At 65.4% G+C, this 24488-nt stretch carries 28 protein-coding genes, 1 tRNA gene and 1 riboswitch; of the genes, 15 read left to right on the top strand and 14 right to left on the bottom strand.

The genetic code is table 11. The features are described 5' to 3' along the window. Positions 1–55: 55 nt before the first annotated feature. From GYH34_RS13720 to yajC, 5 genes are all read right to left on the bottom strand, one after another. Complete coding sequence (locus tag GYH34_RS13720; protein ID WP_161914061.1) at positions 56–934, bottom strand: squalene/phytoene synthase family protein; 879 nt, start codon at positions 932–934, stop codon at positions 56–58. Between the two features lie 17 nt (positions 935–951). Then, entirely contained in the window at positions 952–1332 is a 381-nt protein-coding gene (locus GYH34_RS13715; protein WP_161914060.1) for an MTH938/NDUFAF3 family protein, read from the bottom strand. Then, a complete protein-coding gene (secF, locus tag GYH34_RS13710; protein WP_161915025.1) occupies positions 1332–2306 on the bottom strand; it encodes a protein translocase subunit SecF in 975 nt (324 codons plus the stop codon). Before secF ends, GYH34_RS13715 begins: the two co-directional genes overlap by 1 nt. An 11-nt stretch (positions 2307–2317) precedes the next feature. Continuing rightward, the gene (secD, locus tag GYH34_RS13705; RefSeq protein WP_161914059.1) at positions 2318–3907 is read right to left on the bottom strand and encodes a protein translocase subunit SecD; all 1590 of its coding nucleotides are present in this window, start codon (positions 3905–3907) and stop codon (positions 2318–2320) included. A gap of 91 nt (positions 3908–3998) precedes the next feature. Next, positions 3999–4481 (bottom strand): preprotein translocase subunit YajC, encoded by a 483-nt coding sequence (gene yajC, locus GYH34_RS22230; RefSeq protein ID WP_348983894.1) that lies wholly within the window; start codon positions 4479–4481, stop codon positions 3999–4001. A 255-nt stretch (positions 4482–4736) separates the two neighbouring features. On the opposite strand from yajC, the gene GYH34_RS21740 reads away from it, so the two are divergent. Continuing rightward, positions 4737–5144 (top strand): hypothetical protein, encoded by a 408-nt coding sequence (locus tag GYH34_RS21740; RefSeq protein WP_174242410.1) that lies wholly within the window; start codon positions 4737–4739, stop codon positions 5142–5144. Positions 5145–5167: 23 nt separating this feature from the next. Here GYH34_RS21740 and argE read toward each other — a convergent pair whose 3' ends face one another. Together argE and apaG are read right to left on the bottom strand one after the other, a co-directional pair. Beyond that, positions 5168–6340 carry an acetylornithine deacetylase gene (gene argE / locus GYH34_RS13690; RefSeq protein ID WP_161914058.1) on the bottom strand — a complete coding sequence of 391 codons (1173 nt, stop codon included), beginning with the start codon at positions 6338–6340 and terminating at the stop codon, positions 5168–5170. Between the two features lie 9 nt (positions 6341–6349). Then, positions 6350–6742 carry a Co2+/Mg2+ efflux protein ApaG gene (gene apaG / locus GYH34_RS13685; protein WP_161914057.1) on the bottom strand — a complete coding sequence of 131 codons (393 nt, stop codon included), beginning with the start codon at positions 6740–6742 and terminating at the stop codon, positions 6350–6352. Positions 6743–6965: 223 nt separating this feature from the next. Here apaG and GYH34_RS13680 point away from each other — a divergent pair, with 223 nt between their 5' ends. The 4 genes from GYH34_RS13680 to GYH34_RS13665 all read left to right on the top strand — a co-directional run bounded on the left by GYH34_RS13680 (position 6966) and on the right by GYH34_RS13665 (position 10819). Then, on the top strand, positions 6966–7334 hold the full coding sequence (locus tag GYH34_RS13680) for a hypothetical protein (protein ID WP_161914056.1): 369 nt from the start codon (positions 6966–6968) through the stop codon (positions 7332–7334). 188 nt (positions 7335–7522) lie between these two features. Next, positions 7523–9979: a TonB-dependent receptor gene (locus tag GYH34_RS13675; RefSeq protein WP_161914055.1), complete on the top strand. Its 2457-nt coding sequence runs from the start codon at positions 7523–7525 to the stop codon at positions 9977–9979. A 122-nt stretch (positions 9980–10101) separates the two neighbouring features. Further along, positions 10102–10482: a hypothetical protein gene (locus GYH34_RS13670; RefSeq protein ID WP_161914054.1), complete on the top strand. Its 381-nt coding sequence runs from the start codon at positions 10102–10104 to the stop codon at positions 10480–10482. 109 nt (positions 10483–10591) lie between these two features. Further along, positions 10592–10819: a hypothetical protein gene (locus GYH34_RS13665; RefSeq protein WP_024879694.1), complete on the top strand. Its 228-nt coding sequence runs from the start codon at positions 10592–10594 to the stop codon at positions 10817–10819. Positions 10820–10825: 6 nt separating this feature from the next. On the opposite strand, the gene GYH34_RS13660 is transcribed toward GYH34_RS13665, so the two are convergent. Further along, on the bottom strand, positions 10826–12019 hold the full coding sequence (locus tag GYH34_RS13660; RefSeq protein WP_161914053.1) for an O-succinylhomoserine sulfhydrylase: 1194 nt from the start codon (positions 12017–12019) through the stop codon (positions 10826–10828). Between the two features lie 54 nt (positions 12020–12073). Continuing rightward, a riboswitch (SAM riboswitch) is annotated at positions 12074–12152 on the bottom strand. A 158-nt stretch (positions 12153–12310) separates the two neighbouring features. Between GYH34_RS13660 and GYH34_RS13655 the strand changes: the two genes are divergently transcribed. The 10 genes from GYH34_RS13655 to GYH34_RS13610 all read left to right on the top strand — a co-directional run bounded on the left by GYH34_RS13655 (position 12311) and on the right by GYH34_RS13610 (position 20313). Next, entirely contained in the window at positions 12311–13411 is a 1101-nt protein-coding gene (locus GYH34_RS13655) for a 2'-deoxycytidine 5'-triphosphate deaminase (RefSeq protein ID WP_161914052.1), read from the top strand. 32 nt (positions 13412–13443) lie between these two features. Continuing rightward, a complete protein-coding gene (locus GYH34_RS13650; RefSeq protein WP_161914051.1) occupies positions 13444–13800 on the top strand; it encodes a DUF3592 domain-containing protein in 357 nt (118 codons plus the stop codon). Positions 13801–13948: 148 nt separating this feature from the next. After that, complete coding sequence (locus GYH34_RS13645) at positions 13949–15073, top strand: 4Fe-4S dicluster domain-containing protein (protein WP_161914050.1); 1125 nt, start codon at positions 13949–13951, stop codon at positions 15071–15073. Continuing rightward, positions 15070–15534: a cyclic nucleotide-binding domain-containing protein gene (locus tag GYH34_RS13640; protein ID WP_174242408.1), complete on the top strand. Its 465-nt coding sequence runs from the start codon at positions 15070–15072 to the stop codon at positions 15532–15534. Before GYH34_RS13645 ends, GYH34_RS13640 begins: the two co-directional genes overlap by 4 nt. Continuing rightward, the gene (locus tag GYH34_RS13635; protein WP_348983893.1) at positions 15527–16369 is read left to right on the top strand and encodes an FAD/NAD(P)-binding protein; all 843 of its coding nucleotides are present in this window, start codon (positions 15527–15529) and stop codon (positions 16367–16369) included. The genes GYH34_RS13640 and GYH34_RS13635 overlap by 8 nt, the downstream gene beginning before the upstream one ends. Positions 16370–16371: 2 nt before the next feature. Then, the gene (locus GYH34_RS13630) at positions 16372–17166 is read left to right on the top strand and encodes an oxidoreductase (protein WP_161914048.1); all 795 of its coding nucleotides are present in this window, start codon (positions 16372–16374) and stop codon (positions 17164–17166) included. Further along, complete coding sequence (locus tag GYH34_RS13625) at positions 17156–18448, top strand: nickel-dependent hydrogenase large subunit (protein ID WP_161914047.1); 1293 nt, start codon at positions 17156–17158, stop codon at positions 18446–18448. Before GYH34_RS13630 ends, GYH34_RS13625 begins: the two co-directional genes overlap by 11 nt. Before the next feature lie 2 nt (positions 18449–18450). Further along, a complete protein-coding gene (locus GYH34_RS13620; protein WP_244635118.1) occupies positions 18451–18939 on the top strand; it encodes a hydrogenase maturation protease in 489 nt (162 codons plus the stop codon). A 62-nt stretch (positions 18940–19001) separates the two neighbouring features. After that, positions 19002–19076, top strand: a tRNA-Gly gene (locus GYH34_RS13615). Between the two features lie 109 nt (positions 19077–19185). Then, positions 19186–20313, top strand: a complete 1128-nt coding sequence (locus GYH34_RS13610; protein ID WP_161914046.1) for a GGDEF domain-containing protein — start codon at positions 19186–19188, stop codon at positions 20311–20313. A 10-nt stretch (positions 20314–20323) separates the two neighbouring features. Here the strand turns inward: GYH34_RS13610 and ureG are convergent, their stop codons facing one another. Genes ureG through GYH34_RS13580 form a run of 6 tightly spaced genes read right to left on the bottom strand, consistent with a single transcriptional unit; the run spans position 20324 to position 24473 of the window. Then, complete coding sequence (gene ureG / locus GYH34_RS13605) at positions 20324–20962, bottom strand: urease accessory protein UreG (RefSeq protein WP_161914045.1); 639 nt, start codon at positions 20960–20962, stop codon at positions 20324–20326. Beyond that, the gene (locus GYH34_RS13600; RefSeq protein WP_244635117.1) at positions 20959–21702 is read right to left on the bottom strand and encodes an urease accessory UreF family protein; all 744 of its coding nucleotides are present in this window, start codon (positions 21700–21702) and stop codon (positions 20959–20961) included. Before GYH34_RS13600 ends, ureG begins: the two co-directional genes overlap by 4 nt. Then, the gene (locus tag GYH34_RS13595; protein ID WP_161914044.1) at positions 21632–22138 is read right to left on the bottom strand and encodes an urease accessory protein UreE; all 507 of its coding nucleotides are present in this window, start codon (positions 22136–22138) and stop codon (positions 21632–21634) included. Before GYH34_RS13595 ends, GYH34_RS13600 begins: the two co-directional genes overlap by 71 nt. A gap of 10 nt (positions 22139–22148) precedes the next feature. After that, positions 22149–23861, bottom strand: a complete 1713-nt coding sequence (gene ureC, locus GYH34_RS13590; protein WP_161914043.1) for an urease subunit alpha — start codon at positions 23859–23861, stop codon at positions 22149–22151. Then, complete coding sequence (locus GYH34_RS13585; RefSeq protein WP_161914042.1) at positions 23851–24174, bottom strand: urease subunit beta; 324 nt, start codon at positions 24172–24174, stop codon at positions 23851–23853. Before GYH34_RS13585 ends, ureC begins: the two co-directional genes overlap by 11 nt. Continuing rightward, complete coding sequence (locus tag GYH34_RS13580; protein ID WP_161914041.1) at positions 24171–24473, bottom strand: urease subunit gamma; 303 nt, start codon at positions 24471–24473, stop codon at positions 24171–24173. Before GYH34_RS13580 ends, GYH34_RS13585 begins: the two co-directional genes overlap by 4 nt. Positions 24474–24488: the final 15 nt, after the last annotated feature.

The raw sequence follows: 24488 nt of genomic DNA, 5'->3' as shown, positions 1-24488 counted from the left end.
GGCTCTGCGATTTGTAGCGCGTTTCGCCTGTGCTCCGCAGCGTTTTTCCGCAGGACTATATGCCGCGCCCCCTTGCCGCGCGCCACAGCCGCCACTGCCGCCGCCATTGCGCCGGCTCGGCGATCATGTGCAGCGGATCGAAGCCTTTGCGCTCCATCGCGCTGAGATAGAGCGGAATCAATGCGGCGGGCAGCAGAGCCGCACGCGCCGCGCTCTCGCCGCGCACGGCTTTGCGCGCCTTTTCGAAATAATCGCGCGCCTTGCCGCGCAGCTCCGCCATAGCTGCGGCGAGCGCGGGCGTGAGCTTCGCCTCGACGAAATCGCTCTCGGCGCGACGGCGCGCGAGCAGATCGAGAGGCAAAAATCGCTGTCCTAGCGCCAAATGGCGGGGCAGGGCGCGCAGAATCGCCGTGAGGCCATAGGCGCGCCCGGCGAGTCGAAGCGCCTCCTCCTGCCTTGCCGCATCCTCGGCGTCGATGACGCGCGCGCGCCAGCGCAAAGGCGCGCCGAAAACGCGGTCGCAATAGATCTCCAGCGCCGCGAGACTCTCCATCTGCTCGTCATAGAGGTCGAAGCTATGGGCCTCGAGCAGCTCGACGACCTCGTCCCGCGGGATGGCGGAGCGGTCGAGCGTATCGATAAGCGCGTCGGCGATCGGATGGGCGCGGGCGCCCTCGCTATCGGCGGGCGCCTCCAGCGAATCGTACCACCAGCGCAGCCGCATCTCGCCGAGAATCGGCTGCGAGACGCGCGCCCGCACGCTGGAAATCTCCGCGCAGAAAGCGCCGATCGCATGGAGATGCGGCCGCGCTTGCGCCGGCGCGAACAGGCAGGCGAGCCAGAGGTCGAGATCCTGCTCGCGCAGCGCCGCCTCGCAATGGCGGTAGTGGTCGGCGAGCTCCGTCTCGCGCTCGGTCGTCGCGGCCTCATCCATGGGCGAAAAACCTCGGCTCACACCACGATCAGCACGGCGGCGACGCGGCGGTCCTCGTCGAGCAGCATATTATAGGTGCGAACGGCCGCGCCGGTGGCCATGGCCTCGACCATGATTCCCGCCTGCTTCAGCCGCGCGCGCAAGGCGGCCGAAGGCGGTCGCAAATTCTCGCCCGAGCCGAAGATCAGCAGCTCGACCGCGCCGGCGCTCTCGTCGAAGAGCGGCGCGAGCGTGGCCTCGTCGATCTCCGCCGCGGAGACGGCCTCCAAGGCGTGAATCCCGGAGGGCAGGGCGAGCAGCGAGCCGCGATGCGACATTTCCGCGAAGCGAAAGCCGCCGCCGCCATAGGTCTCGATCCTGTGGCGGCCCGGAACGAAGCCTCGACCCTGCTCGGCCATCAGGCCGCTTTGGGCTTGGCGCGCGTCGTCGCCTTGGCGGCGGCTTTGCTCGGCGTCGCCTCCGGCGCCTTGTCGGCATCCTCATTGCGCAGGCCGAGATAGATCAGCATGGGTGAGCAGATGAAGACCGAGGAATAAGTGGCGACGAAAATGCCCCAGATCATCGCGAGCGAGAAGGAGCGGATCACATGGCCGCCGAAGATCGCCAGCGAGAAAAGCGCCAGAAACACCGTCGTCGCCGTCATGATCGTACGCGGCAGCACGGCGTTGATCGAGAGATCGATCATTTGATCTGTCGGCATCTTCTTGTATTTGCGCATCATCTCGCGAATTCGGTCGAGCACGACGACGGTCTCGTTCAGCGAGTAGCCGACGATGGTCAGAATCGCCGCGATCGACGTCGTGTTGAATTCGAGATGGGTGAGCGAGAAGAAGCCGACCGTGAGCAGCAGATCGTGCATCGTCGCGATCACCGCGCCGACGGCGAATTGCCATTCGAAGCGAAACCACAAATAGGTGAGCACGGCGACGATCGACAGCACGACGCCGAGCGTTCCCGATTGCACCAGCTCGCCGGAGACGCGCGGGCCGACGACCTCGACGCGGCGCAGCTCATAGTCCGAGCCGACCGAGCCGCGAACCTTTTCGACCGCCGCCTGCTGGGCGGAATCGCCGCCCTTCTGCGGTCCGAAGCGGACGGTCGCATCGGATTGATTGCCGAAGGATTGCACCTCGACGTCGCCGAGCTCGAGCTTCTCGATCGTCTGGCGCAGCGTCGCGATCTCGGCCTGGCCGGCCTTGGCGCGCAATTCGATGACCGTGCCGCCGGCGAAGTCGATGCCGAAATTCATGCCGCTGAAGATGAACAGCAGAATTGAGCAGATCGAGAGCACAGCCGAGAAGGGGTAGCTCACGCGGCGGAACCGCATGAAGGGGAACTTGGTGTTCTCCGGGGCGAGACGCAGCAGCTTCATCTGTTTCACCCTCAGATCGGCAGGCGCGTCGGGCGCGCGTAATGATACCAGATCGCGATCATCATCCGCGTCATGGTGACGGCGGTCACGATAGTCGTCAGAATGCCGAGCGCGAGCGACACGGCGAAGCCGCGTACGGGGCCGGAGCCGAGGAAATAGAGGATCGCCGCGGCGACGAACATTGTGACATTGGAGTCGACGATGGTCGCGAAGGCGCGGTTGAAGCCCGCGTCCAGCGCGGCGAGGATCGAGCGGCCGCCATGCTGCTCCTCGCGAATACGCTCATAGATCAGCACGTTGGAGTCGACCGCCATGCCGATCGTCAGCACAATGCCGGCGATGCCCGGCAATGTCAGCGTCGAGCCGAGCAGCACGAGGCCGGCGAAGATGAAGGCGATATGGACGAAGAGCGCCAGATTGGCGAAGATTCCGAACACGCCATAGGTGATGAGCATATAGACGACGACGAGGCCGGCGCCGACATAGGCCGCGCGTTTGCCGGCGTCGATCGAATCCTGGCCGAGGCCGGGGCCGACTGTGCGTTCCTCGATGATGTCGAGCTTGGCGGGCAGGGCGCCGGCGCGCAGCAGGATCGAGAGGTTGTTGGCCTGCTCGACGGTGAAATGGCCGGATATCTGGCCGGAGCCGCCGGTGATCGGCTGCAGGATGCGCGGCGCCGAAATCACCTTATTGTCGAGCACGATGGCGAAGAGCCGGCCGACATTCTTGGATGTGACCTCGCCGAATTTCTGCGCGCCGCGAATATTGAAGCGGAAATTGACCACCGGCTCGCCGCCGCGCTGCTGGTCGAAGCCGGGCTGGGCGTCGGTCAGATCCTCGCCCTGCACCATGACCTGCTTCTCGATGGCGATCTTGCCGGATTGATCGGCCTGCTCGAGCTCCTCCAGCTCCGAAGGGCTCTGGCCCGGCTCGGCGACGAGGCGGAATTCCAGCTTGGCGGTCTGACCGAGGATGGTCTTGAGCTGCTCCGGGTCCTGCAGGCCCGGCACTTGGACGATGATGCGATCGTCGCCCTCGCGCTGAATGCTGGCCTCGCGCGTGCCCAGCGCATCGACGCGGCGGCGGATCACCTCGATCGACTGATCGACGGCGTGGCGGACCTTGTCGGTCACGCCGGAGTCGGTGACGACGATCTGCACGAGGCCATCGCCCGAATCGCGCACTTCCAGCGGCGGCGCGCCGCCGATTTTCGCGCCGAAGCCCTGCGCCAGATTGCGGAACTTCGGCAGCACCTTGGCGCGCTCGGCGGCGTCGGGGATGCGCAGCTGCACGCCGCGCGCCTGCGCGCCTATGCCGCCGGTGATGGCGACCTTCTCCTCGCGCAGAATGCGGCGCACATCGTCGCGCAGATTGGTCACCTGCGTGTGCAGCACCGAGGCCTTGTCCACCTCGAGCATCACATAGGAGCCGCCCTGCAGATCGAGGCCGAGCACGATGGTGCGGGGCTGCGCCCAGGAGGGCAGGGCGTTTTCGAGCGCCTTGACGCTCGCCGGCGCGAGCATGCTGGGGACGACGACGAGAACGGCGGCGAGCGTCAGCGCCAGAATGGCGATGATCTTCCAGGTGGCGAAGCGCAGCATGGATCGTCGGTCCTGTGGGGCGGTCCTAAAAGAAAGGTCCCGGCGCCGGGCGCGGCGGCCGGGATGCGAGGCGTCGCGTTCCGAGCAGCGGCTAGCGCGAGGCCGCCTGATCCTTCACCGGCTCGCCCTTGGCGCGCACCTCGGCGATGGCGGAGCGCAGCACGCGCACGCGGATGTTCTGCGCGATCTCGACCTCGACCTCGGCGTCGTCGATGGTCTTAGTGACCTTGCCGATCAGCCCGCCGCTGGTGACGACCGTGTCGCCGCGCCGCACATTCTTGAGCGAGTCCTTCTGCTCTTTCGTGCGGCGCGCTTGCGGACGCAGCACGATGAAATAGACGATCAGCGTGACGAACAGCAGCGGCACGAGCTGCGTGATCATGTCGGGAGCCGGAGCCGCCGGGGGCGCGCCCGAATCCGGCGCCGTCTGCACTGTCGTGCTGGGCGGGACGGGCGGCGCCGAGGTAGCCGTCGGCGCGAGGGGAGCGGCGGGGACGGGCGGAGCGGGAGGCGCCGCAGGAGCGTCGGTCTGAGCAGGGGCCGTCTGAGCTTGGGCGGTCTGGATCAATTTCATGTTCGATCTCTTAGAAGCGGCGCGCGCGCCTTCGTGCCGGCAGGAAGCCGCCTTGCAACGGGCGCGGACTATAGCCGGCCTTATCCCGAAATCAATGGCGGCCGGCGCCGCGCTGCGGCGCCTTCGGCGGTAGGAATTGGGCTAGGTCTGTGCGACAACTCACAGTCGGCGGCCTCGGCGGGGGATTATGTCGCTCTTGGAAGCATCGGGGCGGAGGGGCTCCGCGCGCTTCGCAGCGAAGTGAGGAGAATTCCGATGTTCAAGAAATTATCGCTGGTCGTCGCGCTGGGCGCCGCGCTCGCGCTGCCGTCGGAAGCGTTTGCTCAGCATCACGGCGGCGGCGGTCATGGTGGTGGCCATGGCGGCGGCTGGCACGGAGGCGGCCATGGCGGCGGCGGCTGGCACGGAGGCGGCCATGGCGGCGACGGCTGGCATGGGGGCGGCCACGGCGGCGGCTGGCACGGAGGCGGTCACGGCGGCTGGCATGGGGGCGGCCATGGCGGTGGCGGTTGGCATGGCGGCGGCTGGCACGGCGGCGGCTGGCACGGCGGCCCCGCCTATGGCCACGGTGGGCGAGGCCGTTACTGGCATGGGCGCTGGTATAATTATGGCGTCGGGCCGTGCTGGCGCTGGGTCGGCCATTGGGTCTGGGCCTGCTACTAAAGGCCCGAGCCCGCTCGGCGCTCTCAGGCGCCGAGCTCGCGGGCGAGCCCGCGCATGAAGTCGACGCAGGCCGCGAGCTCGCCGACTTCTATATATTCGTCCGGCTGATGCGCCTCGTCTATGCGGCCGGGCCCGCAAATGACGCTGGGAATGCCGGTCTGCTGGAAGTGTCCGGCCTCTGAGGCGTAGGGGACCGCGATGGTGCGATTGGCGCGGGCGAGCCGTAGCGCCAGAGTCTCCGCCGGTGAGCCCGGCTGCGGCGCGAGGCCCGGAACGGCCACCTCCATTCGCGTCTCTATTCCCGTTCCCGGGAAGGGAGCAAAAAACTTCTGCGTCAGCTCCGCCGAATAGGCGGAAAGCCTCTCCTCGACGATTCGGGCCGCGTCGGTTCCCGGCACGCCGCGCACCTCCCAATGGAAGACGCAGTCCTTGGCGACGATGTTGCGCGCCGTGCCGCCCTCTATCACGCCGATATGCAGAGTGGAGTAGGGCGGGTCGAAGCGCCCGGTGGGGTCGCCCGCCGCGGCCAGTTCCTCGCCGATTCGCAGCAGCTCCGCGCCGAGCAGCAGAGCGACATGCACCGCGCTGACGCCGCGATGCAGATTGGCGGAATGAATCTCATAGCCGCGGACCCTGGTGACGAAGGTCGTCACGCTCTTATGCGCGTCGGCGACCTGCATGGAAGTCGGCTCGCCGATGACGGCGGCGGCCGGACGCGGCAGGTCGTAGCCGAGGCGCCCCAGGAGATCGAGCGGGCCGAGGCAGGTCGTCTCCTCGTCATAGCTGAGGAAGATGTGGATCGGCCGCGTCAGCCCCGCCGCCTTGAACTCGGGAATCATAGCGAGGCAGACGGCTCCGAAGCCCTTCATGTCGACGGCGCCGCGCCCGAGCAGCCGGTCGCCCTCGCGACGCAGGGTGAAGGGATCGGCCGTCCAGCTCTGGCCCGTCACCGGCACCACATCCGTATGGCCGGAAAGCACCACGCCCCCGGCGATCGGCGGGCCGATCGTCGCGAAGATCGCCGCCTTGTCGCCCGTCGCGTTGGGCGCGCGAATGCAGGGCACATCCTGCGCGCGCAGATAGGATTCGACGAAATCGATGAGCGCCAGATTGGATTTGGAGCTCTCCGTGTCGAAAGCGACGAGCCGCCCGGTCAGCTCGATCGCGCGCTCGATCGTCGAAATGTCCTCTGACATGCGTCGCGCTCAGTTCAGCGTCGGCTTGGAGAGCGGGCTGTCCAGCGAGAAAGCCGGCACCTCTATGTCGAAGGTCTCGCCGTCGGTGGTGATCATCGTGTAGCTTCCCTTCATCAGTCCCGAGGGCGTCGCGAGCGGACAGCCGGAGGCGTAGCGGAACGTCTCGCCGGGCTCGAGAACCGGCTGCTCGCCGACCACTCCCGGCCCCTTCACTTCTTCCTTGCGCCCGTACGCGTCGATGATGATCCAGTGACGTGACAGGAGTTGGACACGCTCCTTGCCGAGATTGGCGATCTCGATCGTGTAGGACCAGACGAAGCGATCGTTGGCGGGGTCCGACTGCTCGTGGAGAAAGTCCGGCAGAGCAGTGACCTGAATGTCTCTTGTGATGGCTATATACATGGGGCCTACTCTAGGACGCATCGCGCCGAAGGGAAATGTGGAATGCGTCGCCGCCCACTGGTGAAAGCCGGCGCCGAGCCTCTCCGCGTAGCAAAATCTGTGACATAATTGACACGGGTCAAGGAAAAGCTCCTCGGCGGCGTATCGGCTCGATTGCCCACGCCTTTGGCTGCGCGTAGCTTCGGCTACGGGAAAAAGTCTTTCCCGGCGGCGATTGGTGGCGATGCGTCGATTTTCTCTCAGTGGCTTGCTGGCGGCCGTCGCCTTGGCGCTTCAGGCGCTGAGCGCCGCCTATGCGCTCGGCGTTCCCCCGGCGACCGCGCATGGACGCGGGGAGTCCGCGTATTGCGCCGCGGTCGACGGAGCCGGCGATCGCCGCGCGCCGAGTGGCGGCCACAGGGACGCCGGCGCCTGCATCGCCTGCCAGAGCTGCCTCGCCGGCTTCTCGCCTTTCCTTCTCTTCTCCGTCGCGGGTCATGGGCTCGGCCGGCGCAGCGTCGCCGAGGCGAATTGGACATTCGGCGCGCGCATCGGGCTCGGCTTCGGTCTCCCCCAGGCGCAGCGCGCCCGCGCGCCTCCCGGCTTTTTCTGAAGCGAAACGCTGCGGCCCTTTGGCCGACGGCGTGAGCCCGTGAGGCGTTTCGCCGAGGCGCATGGCGCTTCGTTGGAACGCTCGCCTTCACAATCCCGTCATCGTCGAGACTGCGCGCGCCGGCCCTCGAGAGGCCGCGGCCGCGATATGTCCGAAAGCGCCCGTCCGAAGGCGCAGGAGGAAAAAAAATGATTCATCACCATCTGCTGCGCGGCGTCTCCGCCTGGGCGCTGGCTTTCTCGCTCGCTGCTGCGGCGCAGGCGCAGGAGGCGCTTCCCGGCATCGATATCGCCGGCGCCCCGAACGGCGCCGAGGGACATGCGCCGGCTCCGGCGGCGGCCCCGGTCCGTCGCGCCATTCCCGAGAACATCCCCGCCGTGGTGGAGAGCGTCACCCGCGCCGACATCGATCGCACGGTCAATGTGATGACCACGGCCGAGACGATGAAATATCTGCCGAGCGTGCTGGTGCGCGAGCGCTTCATCGGCGATCGCAACGGCATATTGCAGACGCGCGTGAACTCGCCGATCGCGGGGGCGCAGAACCTCGTCTACGCCGATAATATTCTGCTCTCCAATCTGTTCGGCAACACATTCAGCACCGCGCCGCGCTGGGGCATGGTGTCGCCCGGCGAGATCGATCGTATCGACCTCATCTACGGGCCTTTCTCGGCGCTCTATCCCGGCAACTCCATGGGCGGCGTGATGACGATCACGACGCGCATGCCGGAGAATTTCGAGGTTCACTTCTCCGGCAACGCCGGCCTGCAGCCCTATTCGCTCTACGGCTCCAAGGAGACCAATCTCGCCGGCGACATGAATCTTCTCGTCGGCCACAAGATCAACGATCTCTCCTTCTGGGTCAGCTATGATCGGCTCGACGCGCAGGGCCAGTCGCAGACTTTCCCGGGCGGCAACGTCAAGACGGGAAAGGTGAGCGGAACGCCGATTTTCGGCGGCTATGCCGATGTCGATCAGGCGGGCAATCCCCGCTTCGTCGGCGGCGCCAATCAGGCCGATCATTCTCAGCAGCATATGGGCAAGATCAAGCTCGACTACGAGCTCGCGCCCAAAATCCACGCCACTTATCAGCTCGGCTTCTGGTCGCTGATCGACGACACTTTTCCGACGACCTACATACGCGACGCCAATGGCGTGCCGATCTACAACACGCAGAACGGCAATGTGCAGGTCGGCAACGCCGTTTTTCCCTTCACCGTCAATCCGAGCCATGGCAACGCCTCCCATCTGATGCAGGCGCTGTCCCTGAAGTCGGACACCAAGGGCGTCTTCGACTTCGATATCTCTGGAACCTCTTACAATTATCTGCGCGACTACAATAATACGGCGCGCGCCTATGGCTGGCTGCCCAACGCCGCCGGAACCTCCTATTCGATCAATCCGCGGGGCTCGAACGTCAATCAGACCGGCAGCTTCTGGCATACGCTCGACATTCGCGGCGTCTGGCGTCCCGAATGGACGGATTTCGGCCGGCACGAAGTCTCGGTCGGCGCGCATTGGGACATTTACTCGCTGGCCCAGACGCAGACCAACACCAATCTCTTCACCGACAACTATTACAATTCCATCCAGGCGATAAACCTCGGCAAGACCGAGACCAAGGCGCTCTATCTGCAAGATGTCTGGTGGCTCGCGCCCAAATGGAAGCTGACATTGGGCGGCCGCCAGGAATTCTGGAGCGCCTTCGGCGGCGTCAATAACACGCTCGGCCAGAGCTATGCGCCGGGCATCGCCGGCTGGCCGCCCGTGCTGGTCACGCCGCCGACGCTGCCGGCGGTTTTCAAGCCGACCTTCTCGCCCAAGGCCGCGATCGAATATCAGGTCTTCCCCGATCTCACGCTGCGCGGCTCGGTCGGACGCTATTATCGCTTCCCCACCGTGCTCGAGCTGTTCCAGAACATCTCGGGTCCCAACTCCGTCTCGATCAGCAATCCGACGCTGCAGCCGGAGAGCGGCACCTCCTATGATCTGACCGGCGAATATGTGACGCAGGACGTGTTCGACGGCATCATCGGCGAGGCGCGGCCGCGCATCTCGCTGTTCATGGACCATCGCTGGAACGCGATCCTCTCGCAGACCGACTTCACCACCGGCGTCTCCGTGTCGCAGAACTCCAATGTCGGCAAGGCGATCTTCCGCGGCGTGGAAGGCGCCGTCGTGCTGAAGGACATTGTTTGGAAGGGGCTCGACTTCAACGGCAGCGTGACCTTCACCGACGCCAAGATCGTGTCCGACTATCAGCAGCCCTGGGTGCAGGGGATGCAATATCCGCGCATTCCGCGTATTCGCATCCGCGCCGTCGCCTCCTATGCGCCGACCGAAGAGTTTTCGATTGCCGCCGGCATGCGTTACGGCTCCGCGGCATTCGTCAGCCTCAATAACTCTGACTTCAACCATAATAATTATGGCAGCGTGGACAGCGAATATCTCGTCTTCGACGCCAAGGCGACCTATAAGATCAGCAAGGAATGGACGCTCAACGCCGGCATCGACAACATCGGCCGGTGGAAGTATTACGTCAATCCAAACCCCTATCCGCAGCGGACCTATTTCCTCGGCCTGAAATACGACTTCGGCGGTCCGGCTTCGGGCATGTTCTCCGATGTGAAGCTGGGCGCGAAATAGCCGAATGCGCGATGATGGCGGGGGAGGGGATGCTGCGGCGCATCACATTCCCCGCTGTCCGCTCTCTTGCCCCGCGGGGTGAATTGCGACAGACTCGCGTATCGTCGCAGGCAGGAGCTTTCATGCGTCGGAATTTGGCGGGCATATTGCTGTTTTCGTTGGCGCTGGCCATTCAGGCCCTCGCGCCCGCGACGGCAGGGCTCGCCCATTCCGCGCTCGGCCCGGCGCAGATTTGCGCGACGCTCGCCGTCCAAACCTCTCTCACCGAAGCCTCTGACGCGACCTCGGCCGCTCCGATCGGCCATGCCGACGCCGGCCTCGGAGCGTGTGATCTCTGCGTTCTTTGTTGCGGTGGCGCGGGACCGTTGGCGGCGCGACCGGAGGTCTCCGGCGTCCTCTCGTCCGATTGGGCCGCGGCCCAATGGCGGGCGTCGGTCGCGCGCCCCGTGGTCTTTGCGGCGGATCATGCGCGGCGCGCACGGGCGCCGCCTCTCTCCATCTGATTTTCCAACCGAATTCGACCGTCCGCGATAGCGGGCGCCGATCATCGCTTCGAAAAGACGATGCGTCGCCAAAGCGGCGCGGGGAGGGGAAAAAGTGTTTCGACTTTCAATGAGCAATCGCGCTGGGGTGGGCGCATTCTTTCGTGAGTTTTTGCGCACGCTCGCCGGCGAGCGCCGCGCCTTCGGCGTGTTCGAGACGCGCGGGGCGATCGTCGTCCCGGTCGCGATCCCGCAAGCCGAGCAGGAGCCCGAGCCGTCCCCGGCGCCCGTGATCGCCGCGCGGCGCAGCGGCCGACTCATCGACCTCGAGCGCCGCGCGAAATTCGGTCAGTTCTGACCGCGCTCAGCCGCGCGCGGCGGCGAGGCCGCGCGCCAGATCGTCGAGGAGATCATCCGTATCCTCGAGCCCGACCGAGAGGCGCAGCAGCCCATCGCCGACGCCGATGAGCGCCCGCGCCTCTGGCGTCAGCCGCTGATGCGTCGTCGTCGCCGGATGGGTGACGAGGCTCTTGGCGTCGCCGAGATTATTGGAAATCTTGACGATCTTCAGCGCGTTGGCGAGGCGGAAGGCCGCCGCCTTGCCGCCGGCGACATCGAATGTCACCAGCGTGCCGCCGCCCGTCATCTGCCGCCGCGCCAGTTCCGCCTGCGGATGATCGGCGCGGAAAGGATAGAGGACGCGGGCGATCTCCTTCTGTTCGGCGAGGAAATCGGCGATCCGCGCCGCGCTGGCCGTCTGCTGCGCGATGCGCAGCGGCAGAGTCTCAAGCGCCTTCAGCATGGTCCAGGCGTTGAAGGGCGACAGAGCCGGCCCCGTCTGGCGCAGGAAATTATGGATATTCTCCTCGATCAGCGCCTGCGACGCCAAAATGACGCCGCCCAGGCACCGACCCTGGCCGTCAATATGCTTGGTCGCCGAATAGACGACGACATCGGCGCCCAATTCGAAGGGCTTTTGCAGCAGAGGCGTGGCGAAGACATTGTCGACCACGAGCCGCGCGCCCGCCTCATGGGCGATCTCGGCGATGGCGCGAATGTCATAGACCTCGAGCCCGGGATTGGTCGGGCTCTCGAGGAAGAAGAGCTTGGTCTCCTCGCGGACGGCGGCCTTCCATTGCGAAAGATCGGCCCCTTCGACCAAGGTCGAGGCGACGCCGAATCGCGGCAGCAGATCCTCCACCACATAGAGACAGGAGCCGAACAGCGCCCGCGCCGCGACAATATGATCGCCGGCGCGCAACTGCGCCAGCAGCGCGGCGGTGACGGCGGCCATTCCGCTCGCCGTGGCGCGCGCCGCCTCGGCGCCCTCGAGCAGGCACATGCGCTGCTCGAACATCGCGACGGTCGGATTGGAGAAGCGCGAATAGATGAAGCCCGGGTCCTCGCCCTTGAAGCGCGCCTCGGCGGCCTCCATCGTCGGATAGGCGAAGCTCTGCGTGAGGAACATCGCCTCTGACAGCTCGCCGAATTGCGAGCGCAGCCCCCCGCCATGCACGAGCCGTGTCGCGGGGCGCAGTTTCTTCTCGTCGTCGCTCAACTCGAGGTCTCCCCTGCGGCGCGCGGGGCGCGCCACGGCGACAAAAAGCGGATTTCACGAGGAAACCCGGCCTTTTAGCGCCTTGTTTTACGTGGCGGCAAGCCGGCCGGCTCAAAGAACCACGCGTTCGTTTAACAGAATGAACCGAAGGATGCGGTCAAGTCAACACTCTGCCGCATCCTTGCGGCGCGCCGATTTGATCGCCACTAGAACACGATGGCGTCGGGCGTGTAAGGTCCCATGACGACCGAACCGTTGTAAGACGACCGAACCGTTGTGATAGGAGTTTCGATGGCGTCCGCCGTCCATGGCGTGCTCTCCTGCGAGCAGATCCGAGAATTGGCGGCTTCCGGCGCGATTGTCGCGACGCTGCCGATCGAGGAGGGCCAGCACCAGCCGGCGAGCCTCGATCTGCGCCTCGGCCCGACGGCCTATCGCGTCCGCGCCAGCTTTCTGCCCGGCAAGCGCCGCAGCGTCGAGGCGCTGCTCGCCGAGCTGACCTATGACGAGATCGACCTGCGCGGCGCTGGCGCGGTGCTCGAGCGTGGCTGCGTCTATGTGATTCCGCTGCTCGAGAGCCTGCATCTGCCGGAGGATATCTCCGGCGTCGCCAATCCCAAGAGCTCGACCGGGCGGCTCGATATTTTCACCCGCCTCATCACCGACGACACCGAGATTTTCGATCATGTCGCGGCCGGCTATCGCGGGCGGCTCTATGCCGAGGTCTCGCCGCGCAGCTTCAGCGTGCGGGCGCGGCAGGGTTCGCGGCTCGATCAGCTGCGCCTGCGTCGACGCGCGGTCGTCGGCGAAGCGACGCTCTCCGACGCCGCGCTCGCGGCCGAGCATTCGCGCGCGCCGCTCGCCGATGGCGAGCTGACGCTGCGCGACGGCGTGATCCTGCGCGTCGCGCTGGACGGGCTCGGCGACGTCGTGGGCTATCGCGCGCAAAAGCATACGGATGTGATCGATGTCGATCGCGTCGACCATTACGCCATAGAGGATTATTGGGAGCGTCTCGCGCCGCGTCGCGGCAAGCTCATCCTCGATCCGAACGAGTTCTACATTCTCGCCTCGCGTGAGCGCATCCGCATTCCCTCGCATCTTTCGGCGGAGATGATGGCCATCGACCCCGCAATGGGCGAGTTCCGCGTGCATTACGCCGGCTTTTTCGACCCCGGCTTCGGCTATGGCGCGCAGGGCCTGCCCGGCAGCCGCGCCGTGCTGGAAGTGCGCAGCCATGACGTGCCCTTTATTTTAGAGGACGGGCAGGTCATCGGCCGGCTCGTCTATGAGCGAATGGCCGCCGAGCCGAAGATTCTCTATGGCCAAGGCGGCGTCTCGAATTATCAGGGACAGGAGCTGAAGCTCTCCAAGCATTTCAAGGCGCCGTGAGCGCGTCCGAGAGCGGCTGATCGGAGACTAAGATGTCGTTCCAGAGCGTTCATCACATTTTTGTGATCCCGGGATGTCTGCTGCTGGTCCTGGCGGCATTCAATCTCCTCCGCTACAGACATTGGGGGCGTGTGACGGGAACGATTGTGGAACGTCAGACGCTGCCTGGTGAGATCATAGAAGATAAGATCGAGGTCGCGTACGTCATATCCGATCGCCGATATGTTTCCGACGTCCAGCAAACCTTCGGTCAAGTACGTATTGGCGCCGAAGCGAACGACGAAGTCGAAATAAGCTATGATCCGCTGAACCCGAGCCGATGCATGGCTTATGCGCCGACGGAAAATATCTGCACAGTCGCCATTGCGATCGTCATGATTCTCGTCTGATGCGGCGCGACAGCGCGTCGCGTCGATTTTTGTCGGGAAACTGCAATAATTCGATGAGATCAAAAGCGGCGGCGCCGTCGTTATCATCCGCGACGCTCGCACGCCGTTCGTCATTTTGAACGCTAGATTCGAGACAATGGACAAAGGCATGGCCGAGGCCCGTTCCATCGTCGACGCCGCCGGCCTCGAGGCTTTGCTCGAGGCTCTGCGCGGGCAGGGCTATGCGCTCATTGGCCCGACCGTGCGCGACGAGGCGATCGTCTATGACGAGATCGCCACGCTGGACGATCTGCCGCGCGGCGTCGGCGATGAGCAGGACGGCGGCCATTATCGGCTGACGCGCCGCAATGACGAAGCCTTGTTCGGCTATGTCGTCGGCCCGCAATCCTGGAAAAAGCTGCTGCACCCGCCCGTGCTGCGCCTGTGGCGCGCGCGGCGTGAGGGCGATGAGCTGCGCGTCGAGGCCGAGCCGGCTCGCGTCGAGAAATTCGCCTTCATCGGCGCGCGCTCCTGCGAGCTGCACGCCATCGCCATTCAAGACCGCGTGTTCCTCGGCGGCGCTTACGCCGATCCGCATTATCGTGCGAGGCGCGAGGACGTCTTCATCGTCGCGGTGAATTGCGGCGTCGCCGGCGGCGCCTGCTTTTGCGTCTCGATGGATACGGGGCCGAAGGCGACCATGGGCTTCGACATTGCGCTCACCGAGATCGTCGCCGGAAGCTCCTTTCTCGTCGAGATCGGCACGGATGCGGGGAGGGCGCTTCTCGACTCTCTGCCACATCGCGCGGCGAGCGCGAGCGAGACAGAGGAAGCGGAGGCTATTCTCGCGCATACGGCCGAGAACATGGGCCGCAGTCTCGAGGCCGGCGATGTGCGGGAATTGCTCGCGCGCAATCTCGAGCATCCGCGCTGGGACGATGTCGCGGCGCGCTGCCTCGCCTGCACCAATTGCACAATGGTCTGCCCCACCTGCTTTTGCACCAGCGTCGAGGATGCGAGCGATCTCACAGGCCTCGAGAGCGAGCGCTCGCGGCGCTGGGATTCCTGCTTCACGCTGGATTTTTCCTATATTCACGGCGGCAGCGTGCGGCAGAGCGTCAAATCGCGCTATCGCCAATGGATGACGCATAAGCTCTCCACTTGGTACGACCAATTCGGAAGCTCCGGCTGCGTCGGCTGCGGACGCTGCATCGTCTGGTGTCCCGTCGGCATAGACTTGACCGAGGAGGCGCGCGCCATTCGCGAGAGCGACGCGCAGAAAGGCGCGACATGATCGAGAGCATCGAGCATATCGTCAAAGAGCATCGCTTTTTTGCCGGCATGGATGCAGGATTCGTCGCGCTCGTCTCCGGCTGCGCCAAGAATATGCGCTTCGATCCGGGCCAATATCTTTTTCATGAAGGCGACAGCGCCGATTGGTTCTTTCTGCTGCGCAATGGAAGCGTCGCCATAGAGCTGCGCGATCCGGCGCGCGGCGCCGTCACCGTGCAGACGCTGCATGAGGGCGATCTCTGCGGCCTCTCCTGGCTCGTGCCGCCCTATCGCTGGACATATGATGCGCGCGCGATCGATCTCGTCCGCGCCATCGCCGTCGACGCCGCCTGCCTGCGCCGCAAGAGCGAGGCCGATCCACGGCTCGGCTATGAGATGATGAAGCGTTTCATGCCGCCGCTGGTCGAGCGATTGCAGGCCGCGCGAATGCAGATGATCGACATTTATGGCGCCCATGACTGATGCATTTTCCGCGGCGAGCATCGCCGCCCCCATGATTCCGCGTGTCGCGCGCGTCGTGAAGCGAAAGCGCGAGATCGAGGATGTCGTGACTCTCGAGATAGAGGGCGGCGCTTTCGATTTCGCGCCGGGGCAATTCAACATGCTCACCGCTTTCGGCGTCGGCGAGGCGGCGATCAGCGTCAGCGGCGATCCGGCCGATAGCGCGCGGCTCATTCACACGATCCGCGCCGTCGGCGCCGTCTCGCGCGCGCTGACTGAGCTGCATGTGGGCGAGCCGATCGGCCTGCGCGGACCCTTCGGACGCGGCTGGCCGATGGCGGAGGCGGAGGGGCGCGATGTGATCGTCGTCGCCGGCGGACTCGGCCTCGCGCCGCTGCGGCCGGCGCTCTATCGCCTCTTCGCCGAGCGCGAGAAATACGGCCGCATCCTTCTTTTGTTCGGCGCGCGCAGCCCGGCGGATATTCTCTTTCGCGACGAGCTCGAAGCCTGGCGCGGGCGGCTCGATATAGAGGTGGAGGCGACGGTCGATCATGCGCGCGGCGATTGGCGCGGCAATGTCGGCGTGGTGACGACGCTGCTGTCGCGCGCGCAATTCGACGCCGCCAATGCGCTCGCCATGCTCTGCGGACCGGAGATCATGATGCGCTTCGTCGCCAATGCGCTGCTCGAGAGGGGCGTCGCGCAAGAGCGCGTCTATCTCTCCATGGAGCGCAATATGAAATGCGCGATCGGCTTTTGCGGCCATTGCCAATTCGGGCCGGTCTTCATCTGTCGCGACGGGCCGGTGTTTCCCTATTCGCAATTGCGCGGCCTCATCGCGAAGAAGGAAATCTGAGCATGAGCGGGCAAGGACATCGGACGCCGTCTGCGCCGCGGCTGGCTGTATGGAAATTTGCCTCTTGCGACGGCTGTCAGCTCAGCCTGCTCGATTGCGAGGACGAGCTGCTCGCCGTCGCGCAGGCGCTCGATATCGCCTATTTTCCGGAGGCGACGCGCGCGCCGATCCGTGGCAATTACGATCTCTCGCTCGTCGAGGGCTCGGTCACCACGCCGCATGACGCCGAGCGCATACAGGATGTGCGGCGCCGCTCGCGTGCCCTCATCACCATCGGCGCCTGCGCGACATCGGGCGGCATACAGGCGCTGCGCAATTTCGCCGATGTGCGCGACTATGCGTCGATCGTCTATGCGCGGCCGGATTATATCCATACGCTCGCGACATCGACGCCGATCTCCGATCATGTGAAGGTCGATTTCGAGCTGCGCGGCTGTCCGATCGACAAGGTCCAGCTGATCGAGGTGATCTCGAGCTTTCTCGCCCGCCGCAAGCCTACGACCCCGTCGCATAGCGTCTGTCTGCAATGCAAGCTGAAGGGCAATGTCTGCGTGATGGTGGCGCGGGGGACGCCCTGTCTCGGCCCCGTCACTCATGCCGGCTGCGGCGCGCTGTGTCCTTCATATGATCGCGGCTGCTACGGCTGCTTCGGTCCCGCCGAAACGCCCAATGCGCCATCGCTGAGCGCGCAGCTCGCGGCGCTCGGCATGGATGAGGACGCGTTGCGGCGCGTCTATCGCACATTCAATGCGCAGGCGGAGGCCTTCCGCGAGGAGAGCGAGCGCCATGACGAGTAGAACCATTTCGGTCGGCGCGCTGGCGCGGGTGGAAGGCGAGGGCGGGCTCGAGATCGTGCTGCGCGACGGCGAGGTGAAGAGCGCCGCGCTGACGATTTTCGAGCCGCCGCGCTTTTTCGAGGCGCTGATGCGCGGGCGCGCCTTCACCGAGGCGCCGGACATAGCCGCGCGCATTTGCGGCATTTGTCCGGTCGCCTATCAGATGAGCGCCGTGCATGCGATGGAGGATGCGCTCGGCGTCCGCGTGACGGGACCGCTGCGCGATTTGCGGCGTCTGCTCTATTGCGGCGAGTGGATCGAGAGCCACATGCTGCATGTGCATATGCTGCATATGCCGGACTTTCTGGGTTACGCCGGCGGCGTCGACATGGCGCGCGACCATGGCGATATCGTGCGGCGCGGGCTCGCGATCAAAAAGGTCGGCAATGAGATCATGACGCTGGTCGGCGGGCGCGAGATTCATCCGATCAATGTGCGCGTCGGCGGCTTTTATCGCGCGCCGCGCAAGCGCGATCTGCGCGCGCTGGCGGAGCGGCTGGAGCGCGCGCTGGAACAGGCGCTTCAGGTCGCGCGCTTCGTCGCCGGATTCGACTTTCCAGATTGCGCGCGCGATTACGTTTTCGTGTCGCTGCGGCATGCGGATGAATATCCCTTCAACGAGGGCCGCATCGTGTCGAGCCGCGGGCTCGACATCGCCGCGCGCGATTTCGAGACGCATTTCGAGGAGTTTCACGTCCAGCGCTCGACGGCGCTGCATGCGCGCATGCGCCATTGCGACGCTCCCTATCTGGTCGGCCCGCTCGCCCGCTACGCGCTCAACGCCGATGTGCTGTCGCCGCTGGCGAAGGAGGCGGCGCGCGAGGCGAGGCTCGAGTCCGTCTGCGTCAATCCCTATCGCAGCATCATCGTGCGCGCGATCGAGACCATTTTTGCGCTGGACGAAGCGCTACGCATCATCGCGCGCTATGAGGAGCCGGATGCGTCCTGCATTGCGATCGCGCCGCGCGCAGGCGTCGGCCATGCGGCGACGGAGGCGCCGCGCGGCATGCTCTATCACCGCTATCGGCTCGAGGCGGATGGAACGATCGCCGATGCGATCATCACCCCGCCGACCTCGCAGAATCAAGCGATGATCGAAGAGGATCTGAAGCGCCTCACCGGCGCCTTTGTGCATCTGCCGGAGGACGAGCTTCGCCACCGCTGCGAGCAGACGGTCCGCAATCACGATCCCTGCATCTCCTGCTCGACGCATTTTCTGCGGCTCGAAATCGATCGGGGCTGAGCTTGGGGCGTCGCATCCTCTTGGGCGTCGGCAATCCCGATCGCGGCGATGACGGCGCCGGGCCGTGCGTCGCGGCTCTGTTGCGCGAATCGGCTGCGCTGGACATTGTGGAATGCCGCGGAGAGGCGGGCGCCATTCTCGCGGCGCTGGAGGGCGCCGTGGAGGCGATCATCGTCGATGCATCCCTTTCCAGCGCGCCGGCCGGGACGGTGCGGCGCTTCGATCTCGCCGCCGAGGGGGCGCCGCTGTCGCTCGACTGCGGCTGCTCGAGCCACGGCTTCGGCCTCGCAGAGGCCATAGGCCTGGCGTGGACGCTCGGCACGCTTCCGCCTGTTTGCGTTTTGTTCACGATAGAGGGAGAGAGCTTCGCTCCGGGCGCGCCCCTATCGTCTGCGGCGCAAGCCGGCGCGGCGGCGGCGGCGGCCCGGATTCTCGCCGAACTCGCGGCGAAAGAGCGCGCGGACGGCGCTTCTTTTTTCACCGCGGGATAAATTGTCCCACCTTGCCCACAGAGCTGAAAAACCTTATAGGAATAGCTGTCTTCAGGCGGCACGCGGGCGTAGTTCAGTGGTAGAACGACAGCTTCCCAAGCTGTATGTCGTGGGTTCGATTCCCATCGCCCGCTCCATTTCGCGCAGTCCGTTTCAACAGCGCTCGCTTTTCGGCCGCCTCGCTCATATGCGTTCTCCACTCGCATGGCGGAGTCGGTCGGAAAGTCTCATCCGGATCGTGTGACCATGGCGGATTGTCTCCCGACCTTGCTGCTGATGAATTCGGCTGTATTCGCGGTCCTCGGCGCTTTTCTCTATCTCGTCTGGCGCGAGGATCCCGAGGCCGTCGAATATCGCTGGTGGTGCTCGGCGCAGCTCATGATCAGCGTGGGCATTGCTCTGCTGTCCTTGCGTGAACCCTATCCGCTGCTCGCGATCGGCCTCGGCAATGCGCTCACGCTCTGGGGCGTCGGCCTCGTCTGGGGCGGGTCGCGCGTGTTCAGCGGCCGTCCTGTGGACATGCGGCTCGTGCTCGCCGGCGGCGTCATCTGGCTGCTCTTCTTTTCCCTGAGCGTCGATTCGGTCCGCATCGTCGACCGCTGCGCCATATCGGCGGTCTATGCTTTTCTGCTCGCCGACGAATTCTCCTCGTTGCGTCGCCACAGAACGCGCACGCAGCAGGCGACGATCGCGCTCGCCGCCGCGCATGCCTGCTTCGGGGCGGTGGTCGCGGTCATCGTCGTCATGATGATGGCGCGCGGCGCTCCTTTCGATCCGAAGCCCTTCTTCATCTCCGTCGCGCTGGAATCCGTGAGCTATGGGCTGCTGATGGGCTTTGCTCTGCTGGCCGTGACCAAGGAGCGGGCGGTCGCGCGGCAAAAATTCATGGCGGCGACCGATCCGCTGACCGGCCTCTCTAATCGGCGCAGTTTCGATCACAATGCCGATGCGGTGATCCGCAGCTCGCGCGGCCAGGGCGATTCGGCGCTGCTCATTTTCGATCTCGATCGACTGAAGGCGATCAATGACAGCTTCGGCCATTCGATGGGCGACCGCGCGCTGACCACTTTCGGCGAAGTGGCGGCCAAGAGCATTCGCAATGAGGATTTTCTCGCGCGCATCGGCGGCGATGAATTCGCGCTGCTGCTGACGCGGGTCGACAGCGCGCGGGCGATCGCTGTGGCCGAGCGCATTCGTTCGGCCTATGTTTCCGCAGCCGCGGCGCTCGGCGACGGATTGTCCTCCGTCAGCGTCGGCATCGCGCTCTCCGGCCAGGAGACGAGCGATCTCTCCGCGCTGAAGGAGGTCGCCGACAAGGCGCTCTACGCCGCGAAATCCAGCGGCCGCAATCAGGTCTTCGTGGCGCAGGCGTGAGGCCGCGGGCTCATCGCGCTTCGGCGCGGTTGAGGCCGCCCATTCGCTCGATAAAGCCGGCGATCGTGTCGAGCCCGATATTCTCCTTCAGATTGGCGAAGACGAAGGGCCGCTCGCCGCGCATGCGGCGGGCATCGCGATCCATCACCTCGAGCGAGGCGCCGACCAGAGGCGCGAGATCGATTTTATTGATGACGAGAAGATCGGAGCGCGTGATTCCTGGGCCGCCTTTGCGCGGAATCTTGTCGCCGGCCGAGACGTCGATCACATAGATCGTGATATCGGCGAGCTCGGGGCTGAAGGTCGCCGCGAGATTGTCGCCGCCGCTCTCGATGAGAATGAGATCGAGATCAGGAAATTTGCGATTCATCTCGGCGACGGCGGCGAGATTGGCGGAGGCGTCCTCGCGGATCGCCGTATGCGGGCAGCCGCCCGTCTCGACGCCGATGATGCGTTCTGGCGCGAGCGCGCCGGAACGCGTGAGAAATTCCGCGTCCTCCTTCGTGTAAATGTCATTGGTGATCGCGGCGAGGCGATATTTGTCGCGCAGCGCTTTGCACAGCCGGTCCATCAGCGCCGTCTTGCCGGAGCCGACTGGGCCGCCGACGCCGACGCGCAGCGGACCGTGAGGAGAATGGGGCGCGGTCATGAGCGGAACAGCCTCGTATATTGTGTTTCATGGCGCATGGACGCGATGTCTATGCGCAGGGCGGAGGTGGCGAGCCTATCGAGCGGAGTCGTCTCTGCGGCGCGCGCCGCGCGCATGATGGTGGGCGCGAGCGAGGCGAGCGCCAGCAGCCCATCGGTCTGGCCGAGCGGAATGAGCCGCACGCCGGCCGAAACGAGATTGGCGGCGAAGGCGTGAGCGTAGGCGCGCAGAGCAGCGTCCAGCGGCGCGTCCACGACCGCCGCGCTGACAGCGACGGGAAAGGCGATCTCGCCATCGCGCCGCGCGGCGAGCGCATCGAGCGGAGAGCCGGGAAAAGCAGCGCATGTCGCGCGAGCGAAGGCCGCGCCTTGATGGCGCGACTCCAGCGCCGTCTCCGCGCTCGAGCGCCAGGCGGCGGAAAGATCGGCGATCGCGTCCAGCGCGCCCGCGTCATTGGCGCGCGCGGCGCGCCACGCGGCGGCGAGAAAGACGAGATCGCACCAGCCGCCGCCCACTTCCAGCGCTGCGCCGATATAGGCTTCGAGGTCGCCGCGGTCGCTGACGTCGCCCGTTTCCACGGCCCACTCCAATCCGTGGCTGAAGGCGAAGCCGCCGACAGGATAGGACGGCGACATGAATGTCAGCAGCGACAGCAGCCAGTCACGCGGCTCAGCCATTTCCATGGTCATGCGCGTGATGGTCATTGCGATGATGATCGTGATTATGATGATCGTGGCCATGCGCGGAATGCCCGCCATAGGCGCCATTTTCCGCATCGAAGGGCAGATTGCGCCGCGTGACGATCCCTCCCAAGCCTTTGACCATGTCGGCGATGACGGAATCGTTTCGAATGACGAGCCGATCCACGAAAATCTGAATGGCGAGATGGCGATTGCCGAGATGATAGGCGAGGCGCGCGAGGCCGGCTGTTCCCGCTTCTATCACCAGAACCGGCTCTGGTTTTGCGACGACGCGGATCACCGAGCCGTCCTCGAGCGCGAGCCCATCGCCCTCGCCGAGCCGCGCGGCCTCCGCGAGATCGAGCAGGAAAGCCTCGCCCTGATCGCTGGTCAGGCTGCGGCGTCGGCGATGACGCTCGTCCCAATCCAGCGTCGCCGTTCCGCGTTCGAGACCCTTGTCCCAGCTTCCGGCGGGAAGCCTATGCGCCGCACGCATCTTTGTCTCCTCAGAACAGGAAATAACGCTGCGCCATCGGCAGCACTGTGGCCGGCTCGCAGGTCAGCAGCTCGCCGTCGGCGCGCACTTCGTACGTCTGGGCGTCGACCTCTATCTTGGGCGTCGCGTCATTGAGGATCATGCTGCGCTTGGAAATGCCGCCGCGTGTGTTGGTCACGACATGCAGCGGCCGCTCGAGCCCGTATTTCTGCGCGATGGAGGCCTCCCGCGCGGCGCGGCTGACGAAGGTCACGCAGCTCTGCGTGAGGCTGCGGCCGAAGCCGGCGAACATAGGCCGATAACGCACGGGCTGCGGCGTCGGAATGGAGGCGTTGGGATCGCCCATCGCCGCCATCGCAATGCTGCCGCCCTTCAATATGAGATCGGGCTTCACGCCGAAGAAGGCCGGCGACCACAGCACGAGATCGGCGAGCTTGCCCGGCTCGATCGAGCCGACGAGATCGGCGATTCCGTGCGCTATGGCGGGGTTGATCGTATATTTCGCCACATAGCGGCGGGCGCGGAAATTATCGTTGCCGGCGCCGTCGCCGGCGAGCTTGCCGCGCTGGCGGCGCATCTTGTCGGCCGTCTGCCAGCAGCGGATGATCACCTCGCCGACGCGCCCCATCGCCTGGCTGTCGGAGGAATACATGGAGAGCGCGCCGAGATCGTGGAGAATATCCTCCGCCGCGATCGTTTCCTTGCGAATGCGGCTCTCGGCGAAGGCGATGTCCTCGGGAATCTTCGGGTCGAGATGATGGCAGACGAGCAGCATGTCGAGATGCTCGTCGAGTGTGTTGATCGTATAGGGCCGCGTCGGATTGGTGGAGGAGGGGAGCACATTGGGCTCGCCCGCCACCTTGATGATATCCGGCGCATGGCCGCCGCCAGCGCCTTCCGTATGAAAAGCGTGAATGGTGCGGCCCTTGAAGGCGGCGATCGTCGCCTCGACGAAGCCGCTCTCATTCAGCGTGTCGCTGTGCAGCGTGACCTGCACGTCAAATTCGTCGGCGACGGTCAGCGCGCAATCGATCGCCGCCGGGCTCGAGCCCCAATCCTCATGCAGCTTGAGGCCGATGGCGCCGGCCTCGATCATCTCGACGAGCGCGCGTGGCCGGCTGGCGTTGCCCTTGCCGAAGAAGCCGAGATTGACCGGCAGCCCCTCGGCGGCCTGCAGCATGCGCCTCAAATGCCAAGGGCCGGGCGTGCAGGTCGTGGCCTTCGTGCCTTCGGCCGGTCCTGTGCCGCCGCCGAGCATCGTCGTGACGCCGCTCGCCAGCGCCTCTTCGCACTGCTGCGGGCAGATGAAATGAATATGCGTGTCGATGCCGCCCGCGGTGACGATGCGGCCTTCGCCGGCGATGATCTCCGTGCCCGGCCCGATGATGATATCGACGCCGGGCTGCACATCGGGATTTCCCGCCTTGCCGATGCGCGCGATGCGGCCATTGACGATGCCGATATCGGCTTTGACGATGCCCCAATGATCGAGGATCACCGCGTTGGTGATGACGGTGTCGACCGCCCCTTCCGCGTTGGAGCGTTGGCTCTGGCCCATGCCGTCACGGATGACCTTGCCGCCGCCGAATTTCACCTCTTCGCCGTAAATCGTGTAGTCGCGCTCGATCTCGATCAGCAGCTCCGTATCGGCGAGGCGAATGCGGTCGCCGACTGTCGGTCCGAACATTCCGGCGTAGGCGCGCCGGGAAATCTTATTCGCCATCGCGCGCCTCCAGCGGTCCCATCACCGCGCCGTTGAATCCATAGACGGCGCGCTCGCCACCGTAAGCAACGAGCGTGACGATGCGCGTTTGTCCCGGCTCGAAGCGCACCGCCGAGCCGGCGGGAATGTCGAGCCGCATGCCGCGCGCCTTGGCGCGATCGAATTGCAGCGCGCTATTGGTCTCGCCGAAATGATAATGCGAGCCGACCTGAATTGGCCGATCGCCGGTGTTGGCGACGGTGAGCGAGAGGGTCGTGCGCCCTTCGTTGAGGGTGATCTCACCCTCGGCGGGAATGATCTCGCCTGGTATCATCGGATCGGCTCGTGAACGGTGACGAGCTTCACGCCATCCGGGAAGGTCGCCTCGACCTGCACCGCCTCGATCATCTCGGCCACTCCCTCCATCACCTGATCGCGCGTCAACACGCTGGCGCCCTGCGTGCGCAGCTCCGCCACCGAACGTCCGTCGCGCGCGCCTTCGACGACGAAATCGGTGATGAGCGCGACCGCCTCTGGATAGTTGAGCTTGGCGCCGCGCTCGAGGCGCCGGCGCGCCACCATCGCCGCCACGGCGACGAGCAGCTTGTCTTTTTCGCGCGGCGTCAGATGCATTCCGCGTCCTCCCTC

The sequence above is a fragment of the Methylosinus sp. C49 genome (assembly GCF_009936375.1).
In the GTDB taxonomy this organism is placed as follows: domain Bacteria; phylum Pseudomonadota; class Alphaproteobacteria; order Rhizobiales; family Beijerinckiaceae; genus Methylosinus.
This window is presented reverse-complemented; position numbering and strand designations above follow the sequence as displayed.